Here is a 12,702-nt window from a genome sequence, read left to right as displayed (position 1 = left end):
CCCGAGTACGGCCCGACGTCAGGGCACACCGCCGACCCGGTGGTGTGCCCTGACGCGTATCTCCTTACGGAACGCTGACGGAGTTGGCAGCCGTACCGGCGGGTCGATCAGACTGGATGCCGTGAGCACTTTCTCCCGCCGCCGGGCGGCGCTGGCCGGTGTCGTCGCCGCGGTGGTGGCCCTCGGCGCCGCCGAACCCGTGGCGGTCCTGACCGGCCCTCGGTCCGCTCCGCTCGTCGCCGTCGGCGGACTCGTCGTCGACCTGGTGCCCGAGCCGCTCAAGCAGTTCGCCATCGACGTCTTCGGCACGTACGACAAGATCGCCCTGCTGGTCGGGACGGCGCTGCTGCTCGTCGCGTTCGGGGCGCTGCTCGGCCTGGCGGCGGCCCGGCGGCTGGTGCTCGGCCTGGCCGGCGTCGCCGCGTTCGCCGTGCTCGGCGTCGCCGCCGCCCTGACCCGGGCCGGCGCGAACGTGTTCGACGCGCTGCCCTCGCTGCTCGGCGGCGGACTCGGCGCGCTGACGCTGTGGGCGTTCGTGGCCGGCCCGCTGGGTGCCGGCCGGGCACGCCGGAAGCCGGCCGGGCGCGACGCGGCCGACGCCGCGGACCGGCCCGTGCCGCCTCCGGCGGTCGCCGCGCTCGCCCGCGAGGGGGAGACCCCCGGCGGCTGGGAGCCGGTCCGGCACGACGACGACGCGGAGTCGCGGCGGCGGTTCCTGCGCGGTGCGGGGCTGCTCACCGGCGCGGCGGCGGTGGCCGGGCTGGGCGGGCACTGGCTGGCCGGCCGGCGCGGCGTGTCGGCGGCCCGGGAGGCGGTGACACTGCCCGCCCCGGCCGCGCCCGCCCCGCGGGTGCCGGCCGGAGCGGACCTGTCGTTGTCCAAGCTCGCGCCGTACGTCACGCCGAACCGCGAGTTCTACCGGATCGACACGGCGCTCGTGGTGCCGCAGGTCGACCCGGCCACCTGGCGGCTGCGCATCCACGGGCGGGTGCGCAACCCGATCGAGCTGAGCTTCGACGACCTGCTGGCCCGGTCGATGGTGGAGCGGTACGTGACGCTCGCCTGCGTCTCCAACGAGGTGGGTGGCGACCTGATCGGTAACGCGCGCTGGCTCGGCGTACCGATGAAGGAACTGCTCGACGAGGCCGGCCCGGAGGACGGCGCGGACCAGGTGGTGGGCCGCGCGGTGGACGGCTGGACCTGCGGCACGCCCACCTCGGTGCTGCGCGACGGGCGGGACGCGCTGCTCGCGGTCGGCATGAACGGCGAGCCGCTGCCGATCGAGCACGGCTTCCCGGTGCGGATGGTGGTGCCGGGCCTCTACGGGTACGTCTCGGCCTGCAAGTGGGTGACCGAGTTGGAGCTGACCAGCTTCGCCGACTTCGACGCGTACTGGGTGCCGCGCGGCTGGTCCGCGCAGGGCCCGATCAAGACGCAGTCCCGGATCGACACGCCCCGGCCCCGCAGCCGCCCGGGCGCCGGCCCGGTGACCGTGGCCGGTGTGGCCTGGGCGCAGCACCGAGGCATCGACCGCGTCGAGGTACGCGTCGACGGCGGCCCCTGGCAGGAGGCGACGCTGGCGCCGGCGGTGTCGGCGGACACCTGGGTGCAGTGGTCATGGCGGTGGGACGCGACGCCGGGGGAGCACACACTCCAGGTACGGGCGACGGACACGACCGGCGAGACCCAACCGGAGCAGCCCGCCCCGGTGGCCCCGGACGGCGCGACCGGCTGGCACACCGTCAAGGTCACCGTCGCCTGACCCGCCTCCGCCGCCGGGCGGCAGCGGGGCCGGCCGGCGGCGGCGCGCGACGAGGGCGACAGCGCGACCACGAGGTGCCGGCGCCACAACGAGACGACGCCGCGCCCCGGGGTCCGGGGCGCGGCGTCGGAGATCGTGAAGCGGGTCAGGCGACCTTGCGCTGGTCCGGCACGGCGGTGTTGTGCGGCCGGCCGAGGCGCGCCTCCAGCCGGGGGATGTCCACCTTGCTCTGGCGGCGGTCGGCCAGGTCCTCCCAGCCGAGCGCGATCAGCCGCAGCCGCTCGGACTCGCTGAACCCGCCCCAGACGCCGTACGGCTCGCGGACGGAGAGCGCGTGGGCGGCGCATTCGGCGCGTACCGGGCAGGCACGGCAGACCGACTTGGCGCCCATCTCGCGGCGCATCCGGGAGGAGCCACGCTCGCCGTCCGGGTGGAAGAACTGCGCGCTGTCGCGGCCACGGCAGGCCCCGAGCCGCTGCCAGTCCCAGAGCTCGTCGATCGGTCCAGGCAGCCTACGTACGTTCGACATCAGCACCCCTCCTCCCGCGCGGCACCGCGGAGAATGTTCGTGGCCAGCTACCGGGCGGCGGTCCGCGCGGGATGCCGGTTCCGGATGAACCCCTCGGTACCCGAGCGGTCCGCGCCTCACACATCTGTGATCGAAAAGCTCGGACACGCGGCGGCATATGCCCCATCTGTCGGAAAAGTTCGGATGATTGCCCGGAACCCCCTCCCGACCCCGCCTCCGCATGGTCTGCTCTGAGTCGGAGAGGAGACCACTGTGCGTAGTGTTCTTGTGTGCGTTCGGACACCATTGGCGGCCCAGCATCTGACCTCCGCGGCGGCGCGGCTCGGGCTGTCCGGCGTCGTCCGGACGGCCGTCTCCGACCCGGAGGTGATGTTGCGGCTCGCCGAGCGTCCGGTGGACGTGGTGCTCGCCGACACCGCGCTGACCCGCCCGGACAGCGCCGGGTTCGTCCGGCGGGTGCTCGCTCGCGCCCCGCAGGCGGCGGTGCTGCTGCTCGGCGTCGAGGAGTCGGAGTCGGCGGCGGCCACCATCAGCGCCGGAGCGCGCGGCCTGATCCAGAACGCCGACCACGACCTGACCAGCGCGGTGGCCAAGGCGCTGCTGCTGCTCTCCGCCCCCGGCCGGAGCAACCGGCACCGGGTGGCGGACACCGCCCGGGACGCGGCGGCGGTGGGCGGGCCGACCCGGTCGGCGGCGCCGGGGCGTACCCCGGGTGGGCCCGGCTGGCCGGCGACGGGGCCGGTGGATGCCGCGGGCCTGCCCACCGTGGTGCCGGTGCAGCGGGGCGAGGACCCGGACGACCCGGCGGCGGCCGACGGCGCGGAGGCGTCCCGGCCGGGCGCGGCCCAGCGGCCTGGGCGGACGCCGCGCAGCGCGATCGGGCTGACCGAGCGGGAGCTTCAGGTGCTGCTCGGCATGGCCGAGGGCAAGAGCAACGCGGAGATCGGGCGGGAGCTGTTCGTCTCCGAGGACACGGTCAAGACGCACGCCCGGCGGCTGTTCCGCAAGCTCGGCGCGCGCGACCGGGCGCACGCCGTGGCGGCCGGCTTCCGGGCCGGCCTGGTCGCCTGACCCGGACGGGGAGTCACTCCGGCGCGGAGTCGTCGGTGCCCTCGGTGAGCGTGTCGTGCACGCCGTCGGCGTAGCCCCGGGCGTAGTCCCAGCTCACGTAGTGGTCCGGATCCGGGTCGTAGGCCGGCTCGTGCACCCGGGGACGCCCCGAGTTGAGCAGGTGGCGCAGGTTGCCGCGGAGCAGGTCCCAGTCGAAGTAGTGCGGCTCGCGGCAGTCCTCGCACTCGATCACCAGGCCACGCACGCCGATCGGCTGGAGCAACGCCTGGTAGATCTCCAGATCGGCGAGATCCTCCAGCACGTCCTGGCGCTCGACCTCGGTCAGCGGGTCGAGCGCGTCGTCGTCGCCGAGATCGTGCAGGCCGGCAGCCGGATCGGCCGGGTCGCCGTTGAACGGGTCGATGGGCTCGTCTTGCACCCCCTCACCGTAGACCCCGAGCCGCCGGAAAGCCCGCCCCCGCCCGTGCTGTGGCCCGGCCTACCCCTGGGCCCGCCGCTGCCCGGACCGGGACGGGCAAGTGGGTACGATGAGGCGACGCGCCGTCACCCGGCGCCTGCCGGTGCCCCCGCGCGCCGCCTCGCTGCAGCCCGTTCGACCAGCTCAGGGGAGCAATCGTGGAGAATTCGCCCAGCACCGAGATCCCGGCCGGCGCCGACGGCGGGGAGTTGGGTGGCCATCTGCCCGAGCTGCCGGCCGGTTCGGCCCGGGTGGTGCCGCTCGGGCTGACCTTCGACGACGTGCTGCTCCAGCCGGGCGAGTCGGACGTCGTGCCCAGCCGGGTCAACACCCGCACCCGCCTCACCCGCGACATCGAGTTGACCGTGCCGCTGCTGTCCAGCGCGATGGACACGGTCACCGAGGCGCGGATGGCCATCGCCATGGCCCGCCAGGGTGGCATCGGCGTGCTGCACCGCAACCTCTCGGTCGAGGACCAGGCGCTCCAGGTCGACCTGGTGAAGCGCTCCGAGTCCGGCATGATCACCAACCCGGTGACCGCCAGCCCGGACGACACGCTGCGCGAGGTCGACGCGCTCTGCGGGCGCTACCGCATCTCCGGCGTCCCGGTCGTGGACGGGCAGGGGCAGTTGGTCGGCATCGTCACCAACCGCGACATGCGGTTCGTCTCCGACCCGGCCACGCCGGTCCGCGAGATCATGACCCGCACCCCGCTGATCACCGCCCCGGTCGGGGTGAGCAAGGACGACGCGCTCGGCCTGCTGCGCCAGCACAAGATCGAGAAGCTGCCGATCGTGGACGCGGGCGGCAAGCTGCGCGGCCTGATCACGGTCAAGGACTTCACCAAGAGCGAGCAGTACCCGAACGCCACCAAGGACGACGCGGGCCGGCTCCGGGTCGCCGCCGCGGTCGGCGTGGGTGAGGACGGCTACAAGCGGGCCCGCGCGCTCGTCGACGCCGGGGTGGACGTCGTCATCGTGGACACCGCGCACGGTCACCAGCGGGCCGTGCTGGAGATGGTGGCCCGGCTCAAGCGGGACGTCACCATCGACATCGTGGGTGGCAACATCGCCACCTACGCGGGCGCGAAGGCGCTCGTCGAGGCCGGCGCCGACGGCGTGAAGGTGGGCGTCGGCCCGGGCGCCATCTGCACCACCCGGATCGTCGCCGGGGTGGGCGTACCGCAGATCACCGCGATCATGGAGGCGGCCCGCGCCGCCCGCCCGGCCGGCGTGCCGGTGATCGGCGACGGCGGCATCCAATACTCCGGCGACATCGCCAAGGCGATCGTCGCCGGCGCCGACACGGTGATGCTCGGCAGCCTGCTGGCCGGCTGCGAGGAGAGCCCCGGCGAGCTGATCTTCATCAACGGCAAGCAGTACAAGGCGTACCGGGGGATGGGCTCGCTCGGCGCGATGCAGTCGCGCGGCCAGGCCAAGTCCTACTCCAAGGACCGCTACTTCCAGCAGGACGTGCTCGCCGAGGACAAGCTGGTCCCGGAGGGCGTCGAGGGTCAGGTGCCCTACCGGGGGCCGCTGTCCGCTGTCGCCCACCAGCTCATCGGCGGGCTGCGCGCCGCGATGGGATACGTGGGCGCGGAGAGCATCCCGGAGATGCACCGGCGTGGCCAGCTCATCCGGATCACCGCGGCGGGGCTCAAGGAGAGCCACCCGCACGACATCCAGATGACCGTCGAGGCGCCCAACTACCACTCCCGCTGACCCACCACCCCCCAACCACCTGGAGTCCCTCATGCGTGACGTGGTCGAGATCGGGCTGGGCAAGACCGCGCAGCGCGGTTACCACCTGGACGACATCGCCATCGTGCCGAGCCGCCGCACCCGGGACGTCGATGACGTCTCCACCGCGTGGCAGCTCGACGCGTACCAGTTCGGCATCCCGTGCGTCGCGCACCCCTCGGACGCGACCATGAGCCCCGCCTCGGCGGTCCGGCTCGGCCAGCTCGGCGGCCTCGGCGTCCTGAACGTCGAGGGCCTCTGGACCCGGTACGAGAACCCGGCGAAGATCCTGGAGGAGCTGGCCGGTCTCGACGAGGACGCGCGGGCGACCAAGCGCCTCCAGGAGGTCTACGCCGAGCCGATCCGCCCCGACCTGATCGCCGAGCGGGTGCGTGAGCTGCGCGAGGGCGGCAGCACGGTGGCGGTGCGGGTCTCCCCGCAGCACACCCTGGCGCTGGCCCCGGTGATCCTCGACGCCGGGGTGGACATCCTGGTCATCCAGGGCACGCTCGTCTCGGCGGAGCACGTCTCCACCACCGACGAGCCGCTGAACCTCAAGGAGTTCATCGCCGACCTGGACCTGCCGGTCGTCGTCGGCGGCTGCACCGACTACAAGACCGCGCTGCACCTCATGCGTACGGGCGCGGCCGGCGTGATCGTCGGCATCGGTGGCGACGACTGGTCGACCACCGAGTCGGTGCTCGGCATCCGGGTGCCGATGGCCACCGCGATCGCCGACGCCGCCGCGGCCCGCCGCGACTACCTGGACGAGACCGGCGGCCGGTACGTGCACCTGATCGCCGACGGCGACATGCAGACCTCCGGTGACATCGCCAAGGCGCTCGGCTGCGGCGCGGACGCGGTGATGCTCGGCGAGCCGCTGTCGCTCTGCGAGGAGGCCCCGGCCGGCGGCGCCTGGTGGCACTCCGCGGCCAGCCACCCGTCGCTGCCCCGGGGCGCGTTCGAGGTGGCCGGCGAGCCGCTCGGCTCGATGGAGAGGCTGCTGTTCGGTCCGGCCGACGAGCCGGACGGCCAGCTCAACCTCTTCGGCGGCCTGCGCCGCGCGATGGCCAAGTGCGGCTACCGCGACCTGAAGGAGTTCCAGAAGGTCGGGCTGGTCCTCGACCGCTGAGCACCACGCGGCGGCGCGGGCGGTGGCGCGGACCTGTTCCGGCCCGGCCCGCGCCGTCCGCGTCTAGGCTCGCCGGGTGAGACGCGGGCGGGTCTGGGCGGCGGGGCTGGTGGCGGCGGCGCTCGCGCTGAGCGGGTGCACGGGCGGCGGCGACGACAACGGGTTCCGGCCCGGCGCGGCGGACGCCGGTGACCCGTACGTGCCGGGAGCCGGCAACGGCGGCTACGACGTGGGCCACTACGCGCTCGACGTGCGCTACGACCCGGCCGGGGACCGGCTCACCGGCACCGCCACGCTGACCGTCACCGCCACCCGGGCGCTGTCCCGGTTCCAGCTCGACCTGGCCGGGCTCGACGTCGAGCGGGTGCGGGTGGACGGCGAGGCGGCGAAGCACCGCCACGACGACGCCGAGCTGATCGTCACCCCGGCGCGCGGGCTGCCGTCGGGGAAGCGGTTCACCGTCGAGGTGACGTACGGCGGGGTGCCGCAGCCGCTACCGAACGCCGAACTCGGCGACGGCGGTTTCCACGCCACACCGGACGGCGCGATCGCGCTCGGCCAGCCGGAGTCGGCGAGCACCTGGTATCCGGTGAACGACCACCCGTCGGACAAGGCCACCTACGACCTCGCGGTCACCGTGCCGGACGGCCTCGCCGCGCTGTCGAACGGCGCGCCGGCGGGCCGGACGACGAGCGGCGGCTGGACCACCTGGCGCTGGTCGGAGAGCGCTCCGATGGCCAGCTACCTGAGCACGGTGGTGATCGGTGACTACCGGGTCAGCAGCGGCACGCACGCCGGCAAGCCGATGGTCACCGCCGTCGCCGCGAGCCTGCCCGCGGACGGGCCGGCCGCCGCGTCGGTGGCCCGCACCGGTGAGGTCGCCGACTTCCTGGCCGAGCGCTTCGGGCCGTACCCGTTCGAGGCGTACGGCGGTGTGGTGGTCGCCGACGAACGCATCAGGTACGCGCTGGAGACGCAGAGCCGGCCGGTCTACGGGCCGGCGTTCTTCCGGGGCGACCGGCCGAACACCGAGGTGGTCGCGCACGAGCTGGCGCACCAGTGGTTCGGCGACAGCGTCTCGGTGGCCCGGTGGAGCGACATCTGGCTGAACGAGGGCTTCGCCACGTACGCCGAATGGCTCTGGGCCGAGCACGACGGCGGGCGGACCGTGGCGCAGACCGTCGTCGAACGCTACGCGGCCACCGACTGGTCCGAGCCGACTGTCGACCCGGGCCGGGCCGGGCTGTTCGGCGACGCGGTCTACCAGCGCGGCGCGCTCGCCGTGCACGCGCTGCGCCGCGCGGTGGGCGACGAGGCGTTCCACCGCGTGCTGCGCGGCTGGCTGGCGCAGCACCGCGACGGCAACGTCACCACTGCCGACTTCGTCGGGTACGCCGAACGCACGTCCGGACGGCCGTTGCGGGCGCTGCTCGACGCCTGGCTGGTCGGTGGCACGCCGCCGGGACTGCCGTGACGAACGCGTGACCGCCGCTGGGTAGGCTGCCGCGGTCGGAGCGGCCCGTGGGCGGGGCCGCCGAACGGGCCCGGGAGGGATCGAGGCGATGACGCGGCGCGGCGCACGACGACGGCTCGGGTTGCTGGTCTGCGGCACGGTGCTGGTGGCCGGCTGCGGTTCGGCCGAGCCGGACCCGGGTCCCGCGAGCCCGGCCGGCCCCGCGCCCGCGACCTCGCGCAGCTTCGCGCCGGGCGGGGCCGGCGCAGGCGATCCGTACTTCCCGAGCTACGGCAACGGCGGGTACGACGTCGCGCACTACACGGTGAAGGTGCGTTACGACCCGGAGACGGACAAGCTCGGCGGCACCACCACGCTGCGGGCCACCGCCACCGCCGACCTGTCCGCGTTCAATCTGGACCTGGCCGGGCTGACCGTCCGGTCGGTGACAGTGGACGGCGCCGCCGCCCGGCACAGCCGTACCGAGGACGAGCTGGTGGTCACCCCGGCCGTCGGACTGACCTCCGGCAACGGTTTCACCGCCGAGATCCGGTACGACGGCCGGCCGGAGGCGCTGCGTACCGAGTCGCTCGGCGAGGGCGGCTGGCTGCACACCGCCGACGGGGCGATCGCGCTCGGGCAGCCGGAGTCGGCGAGCACCTGGTTCCCGGTCAACGACCACCCGTCGGACAAGGCCACCTACGACATGGAGATCACCGTCCCGAAGGGACTGACGGCGATCTCCAACGGCGTGCCGAAGGGGAAGACGACAAGCGGTGACTGGACCACCTGGAAGTGGTCGGAGACCGCGCCGACGGCCAGCTACCTGACCATGGTGGCGATCGGGAAGTTCCGGATCACCACCGCACGGCACAAGGGACGGCCGGTCTACAGCGCGGTCACCACCCAGGTGGCGCAGGGCGCGCCGGACCGGTCCGTCGCGCGCACCGTCGAGGTCGCCGACTACCTGGAGAGCGTCTTCGGGCCGTACCCGTTCGATGCGTACGGCGGCGTGGTGATCGCCGACGAGCGGATCCGGTACGCGCTGGAGACGCAGAGCCGGCCGGTCTACTCGGCGAGCTTCTTCCAGCGGGGCGACAACACCGGCGTGGTCGCGCACGAGCTGGCCCACCAGTGGTACGGCAACAGCGTGTCGATCCAGCGCTGGCAGGACATCTGGCTCAACGAGGGGCTCGCCACGTACGCCGAGTGGCTGTGGGCCGAGCACGACGGCTCGACCACCGTGCAGCGCACGTTCGAGCAGAAGTACGCGAACGCCGGCGGGCAGGTGTGGCGTACGCCGCCGGGCAAGCCGGGCGTGGCGGACCTGTTCAGCCGCTCGGTCTACGACCGGGGCGGGATGACTGTGCACGCGCTGCGGGTGGCGGTGGGCGACGTCGCGTTCTTCGCCATCCTGCGCACCTGGGCGGCGGAGCGGAAGAACGGCAACGCCACCACTGCCGACTTCACGGCGCTGGCCGAGCGGATCTCCGGCAAGAAGCTGGCGAAGGTCTTCGACCCGTGGCTGTACGGCACCGAGCGTCCGCCCGCCCCGAAGCCGCTGTAGGGGTCAGTTCTTCACGCGCAGCGACGGGTGGGCGGCCAGGAACGCGTCGGCCCGCCCGCCGCGCAGCGCGGTGAGGAAGTCGCGGCCGAGCGGCTTGAGCTGCTCACCCCGGTACGCGCCGCCGCTGCCCACCCCGGCGCCGGGCAGCACGACGAGCGTGAGCCGGTCCGCCGGCAGGCCACCCAGGGCGTACGCGAAGTCGATCAGCTTCCGGCCGCCACCGGCGTACACCAGGGTCCGGCCCAGCGCGGCCACCACCTGCTCGACCCGCTGCGGGTCGCGGGCCGTGCCCTGGGCGAGGATCTTGCGGGCCAGCGCGCGGAGCAGCTGCTGCTGGTGCCGCTGCCGGGTGTAGTCGCCGCCCGCGGTGTAGCGCTGCCGCGCGTAGTCCAGTGCCTGCCAGCCGGTGAGGTGCCGGGTGCCCTTCTCGTAGACCATCTGCGGCCCGGTGTACCCGCCGCCGGTCAGGGTCCGCATGGTGCCGTCGGGGCGGCGGTGGCGGGAGGCGACCTGCTGGTCGACGTAGAGGTCCACGCCGCCGAGCGTGTCCACCAGCCTGTCGAAGCCGCCGAACGTGATCACCGCCCCGGCGTCGATGCGCAGGCCGGTGTAGCGGGAGACGGTGGCGCGCAGCAACTCGTACCCCTGGGCGGTGCTGGGGTTGCCCTTGTCGCCCGGCACCCGGCTGCCGTAGCTCATCGCGTGGGTGAGCTTGGTCCGGCCGCCCGGGTAGCGGGCCTTCGGGTAGGCGGGGATGTCCACGACCAGGTCGCGGGGGAGCGAGAACAGGTACGCCCGGTCCAGCCCGGCCGGTACGTGCAGCAGCAGCACGGCGTCGGCGTGCGGCTCCCAGCCGGGGATGCTGACCCGGGTGTCCACGCCGACGAGCAGCAGGTTGAGCGGGCCCTTCAGTTCTGCCCCGGGCGGCGGCGTCGGGCTGGCGGTGGTCGGGGCGGGCGTGGGTGAGGCCGGGGCCGGGGTGGTCGGGCCGGCGACCGGTGCGGCGGGCCGGTTCGCCACGAGCCGGGTGGTCACCACCGCTCCGGTGGCCACCAGCAGCGCCGCCACCAGTGCGGCCAGGCCCAGCAGGCGTCGTCTCGTCACGTCCGTTCCTCCCCGTGGATTCGACGCGCCAGGTGGGCCCACGGGTTGCAACGGCGGGATTCCCGGCGGTCGAGCGCTCTGCATGATGTGCGAAAAAGCCTCGTTGGCGCTATAGCTACCGGTCGGTAATGATGCGTCCATGCGCTACGACGTGGTCGTCATCGGTTCCGGGTTCGGCGGCAGCGTCACCGCGCTGCGGCTGGCCGAGAAGGGTTACTCGGTAGGGGTCCTGGAGGCCGGGCGGCGCTTCGCCGACGACGAGTTCCCGCGTACCTCCTGGCGGGCGCGGCGGTTCCTCTGGGCGCCCCGGCTCGGCTGCTTCGGGCTCCAGCGGATCACGCTGCTGCGCTCGGCCGACCGCAAGGCCGGCGGCGGTGTGCTGGTGCTCTCCGGCGCCGGGGTCGGCGGTGGGTCGCTCGTCTACGCGAACACGCTCTACGAGCCGCTGGACGCGTTCTACACCGACCCGCAGTGGCGGGACATCACCGACTGGCGCGACGAGCTGGCCCGCCACTACGACCAGGCGAAGCGGATGCTCGGCGTCACCACGTACCCGATCGACACGCGTGCGGACCGGGCCGTGCGCGCGGTGGCCGAGCGGATGGGGGTGGCGCACACCTACCACCCGACGCCGGTCGGCGTGCACATCGGCCGCCCCGGCGAGCGGGTGGCGGACCCGTACTTCGGTGGGGCCGGGCCCGACCGCACGGGCTGCAGCCACTGCGGGTCGTGCATGACCGGCTGCCGGCACGGCGCCAAGAACACGCTGGTGAAGAACTACCTCTGGCTGGCCGAACGGCTCGGCGTGCGGGTGCACCCGCTGACCACTGTCACCGCCGTCCACCCGGACCCGGCCGGCGGCTACGCGGTGCACATCGAGCGCACCGGCGCCTGGCTGCGCAAGCGGCGCGAGGTGATCCACGCCGACCAGGTGGTCTTCGCGGCCGGCGCGCTCGGCACCCAGCGGCTGCTGCACAAGATGAAGGCGACCGGCACGCTGCCGGCGCTCTCGCCCCGGCTGGGCGAGCTGACCCGGACCAACTCCGAGGCCATCCTCGGCGCCTCGGTGGCGCCCGGCGCGGCCCGCCGGCGCGGCCTCGACTTCACCGAGGGGGTGGCGATCACCAGTTCCTTCCACCCCGACCCGCAGACCCACATCGAGCCGGTCCGCTACGGCAAGGGCTCCAACGCGATGGGCCTGCTCCAGTCGCTGCTCGTCGACGGCGGTCCCCACCGGGTCCGGCGCTGGCTGGGCAGCATCGTCCGGCAGCCCACGGTGGCGGCACGGATGCTGTCGGTACGCCGCTGGTCCGAGCGCACCGTCATCGCGCTCGTCATGCAGTCGGTCGACAACTCGCTGACCACCCGCTACCGCAGGGGCCGGCTGGTCTCCGGCCCCGGCCACGGCGATCCCAACCCGACCTGGATCCCGGCCGGCAACACGGCAGCCCGGCTGCTCGCCGAGGAGATCGGCGGCACCCCCGGCGGTGCGGTGACCGAGCCGTTCAACATCCCGGTCACCGCGCACATCCTCGGCGGTGCGGTGATCGGCGCCACCCCGGACGAGGGGGTCGTCGACCCGTGGCACCGGGTGTACGGCCACCCGGGGCTGCACGTGGTGGACGGCGCGGCGGTCTCGGCGAACCTCGGCGTCAACCCGTCGCTGACGATCACCGCGCAGGCCGAGCGCGCCATGTCGTACTGGCCGAACAAGGGCGAGGTGGACCCGCGTCCGGCGCTCGGGTCGGCGTACACCCGGGTCGCGCCGGTCGCGCCGCAGCGGCCCGCCGTCCCCGCGCACGCCCCCGCCGCCCTGCGCTGAGCGCGCTGCCGCCAGGTTCATCCCGCCACACCGCCGGGGCGCGTCCGCGCGGCCGGTGACTGTCGG

At 74.1% G+C, this 12,702-nt stretch carries 10 protein-coding genes; 7 read left to right on the top strand and 3 right to left on the bottom strand.

The window, feature by feature from the left end; all coding sequences use genetic code 11:
- Positions 1–121 precede the first annotated feature (121 nt).
- Complete coding sequence (locus ACFYO8_RS03890) at positions 122–1,762, top strand: sulfite oxidase (protein WP_357711115.1); 1,641 nt, start codon at positions 122–124, stop codon at positions 1,760–1,762.
- A gap of 145 nt (positions 1,763–1,907) precedes the next feature.
- On the opposite strand, the gene ACFYO8_RS03885 is transcribed toward ACFYO8_RS03890, so the two are convergent.
- Positions 1,908–2,291: a WhiB family transcriptional regulator gene (locus ACFYO8_RS03885; protein ID WP_354870604.1), complete on the bottom strand. Its 384-nt coding sequence runs from the start codon at positions 2,289–2,291 to the stop codon at positions 1,908–1,910.
- Between the two features lie 252 nt (positions 2,292–2,543).
- Here ACFYO8_RS03885 and ACFYO8_RS03880 point away from each other — a divergent pair, with 252 nt between their 5' ends.
- On the top strand, positions 2,544–3,362 hold the full coding sequence (locus ACFYO8_RS03880; RefSeq protein ID WP_354870607.1) for a response regulator transcription factor: 819 nt from the start codon (positions 2,544–2,546) through the stop codon (positions 3,360–3,362).
- 13 nt (positions 3,363–3,375) lie between these two features.
- Here the strand turns inward: ACFYO8_RS03880 and ACFYO8_RS03875 are convergent, their stop codons facing one another.
- Entirely contained in the window at positions 3,376–3,780 is a 405-nt protein-coding gene (locus ACFYO8_RS03875) for a DUF5319 domain-containing protein (RefSeq protein WP_354870610.1), read from the bottom strand.
- 197 nt (positions 3,781–3,977) lie between these two features.
- Here ACFYO8_RS03875 and guaB point away from each other — a divergent pair, with 197 nt between their 5' ends.
- The 4 genes from guaB (at position 3,978) to ACFYO8_RS03855 (ending at position 9,710) form a co-directional block, all read left to right on the top strand.
- Entirely contained in the window at positions 3,978–5,540 is a 1,563-nt protein-coding gene (gene guaB, locus ACFYO8_RS03870; RefSeq protein ID WP_354870613.1) for an IMP dehydrogenase, read from the top strand.
- A gap of 31 nt (positions 5,541–5,571) precedes the next feature.
- Positions 5,572–6,690 carry a GuaB3 family IMP dehydrogenase-related protein gene (locus ACFYO8_RS03865; protein ID WP_354870616.1) on the top strand — a complete coding sequence of 373 codons (1,119 nt, stop codon included), beginning with the start codon at positions 5,572–5,574 and terminating at the stop codon, positions 6,688–6,690.
- A 76-nt stretch (positions 6,691–6,766) separates the two neighbouring features.
- Positions 6,767–8,164: a M1 family metallopeptidase gene (locus ACFYO8_RS03860; RefSeq protein ID WP_355014820.1), complete on the top strand. Its 1,398-nt coding sequence runs from the start codon at positions 6,767–6,769 to the stop codon at positions 8,162–8,164.
- A gap of 88 nt (positions 8,165–8,252) precedes the next feature.
- Complete coding sequence (locus ACFYO8_RS03855; RefSeq protein WP_355014821.1) at positions 8,253–9,710, top strand: M1 family metallopeptidase; 1,458 nt, start codon at positions 8,253–8,255, stop codon at positions 9,708–9,710.
- Between the two features lie 3 nt (positions 9,711–9,713).
- On the opposite strand, the gene ACFYO8_RS03850 is transcribed toward ACFYO8_RS03855, so the two are convergent.
- Positions 9,714–10,814 (bottom strand): LCP family protein, encoded by a 1,101-nt coding sequence (locus tag ACFYO8_RS03850; RefSeq protein WP_355014822.1) that lies wholly within the window; start codon positions 10,812–10,814, stop codon positions 9,714–9,716.
- Between the two features lie 139 nt (positions 10,815–10,953).
- On the opposite strand from ACFYO8_RS03850, the gene ACFYO8_RS03845 reads away from it, so the two are divergent.
- The gene (locus ACFYO8_RS03845; protein ID WP_354870628.1) at positions 10,954–12,636 is read left to right on the top strand and encodes a GMC family oxidoreductase; all 1,683 of its coding nucleotides are present in this window, start codon (positions 10,954–10,956) and stop codon (positions 12,634–12,636) included.
- Positions 12,637–12,702 lie beyond the last annotated feature (66 nt).

Source organism: Micromonospora sp. NPDC005257, from assembly GCF_042872445.1.
In the GTDB taxonomy this organism is placed as follows: Bacteria; Actinomycetota; Actinomycetes; order Mycobacteriales; family Micromonosporaceae; genus Micromonospora.
The sequence above is the reverse complement of the archived record's forward strand: the minus strand, read 5'-3'. Positions and strand labels throughout refer to the sequence as shown.

Coding starts and splice junctions, on each gene's coding strand:
- ACFYO8_RS03855 (WP_355014821.1), top strand. CDS start 8,253: ATGACGCGGCGCGGCGCACGACGACGGCTCGGGTTGCTGGTCTGCGGC.
- ACFYO8_RS03845 (WP_354870628.1), top strand. CDS start 10,954: ATGCGCTACGACGTGGTCGTCATCGGTTCCGGGTTCGGCGGCAGCGTC.
- ACFYO8_RS03865 (WP_354870616.1), top strand. CDS start 5,572: ATGCGTGACGTGGTCGAGATCGGGCTGGGCAAGACCGCGCAGCGCGGT.
- ACFYO8_RS03885 (WP_354870604.1), bottom strand. CDS start 2,291: ATGTCGAACGTACGTAGGCTGCCTGGACCGATCGACGAGCTCTGGGAC.